The sequence below is a fragment of the Xenorhabdus entomophaga genome (assembly GCF_037996725.1).
GTDB classification, from domain to species: Bacteria; Pseudomonadota; Gammaproteobacteria; order Enterobacterales; family Enterobacteriaceae; genus Xenorhabdus; species Xenorhabdus khoisanae.
Window position 1 is genome coordinate 1 of the sequence record NZ_JBBMXH010000451.1, and the last position, 254, is coordinate 254.

General features: G+C 53.1%; 1 pseudogene. It reads left to right on the forward strand.

The annotated features are described in order from the left end of the window. Positions 1–24: 24 nt before the first annotated feature. Positions 25–254 (forward strand): annotated as a pseudogene (locus AAC854_RS23585) (phage terminase small subunit); the annotation flags it as partial.

Genomic DNA, 254 nt, shown 5'->3' on the forward strand with positions numbered 1-254 from the left:
TGCTGAAACTTTGGGTAACAAATAATGCTGTCGCCTGTTCAACGACACCGGGCAGAAGTGGCACTGCGCCAGAAACTGGCACGGCAGCAAGCTGTCGCCATTGCCGATGGTACAAGTATGCACCTGCAAGCCCGTGCCATTGAGCAGGATGTAAAGCGGTTACGTGAGTTACTGACCACAGCAGAACGGGTCGAGATGAAACGGCGGGAATTGTTACCCAACTACCTGCCCACGGCACAACGTTATCTTGATGA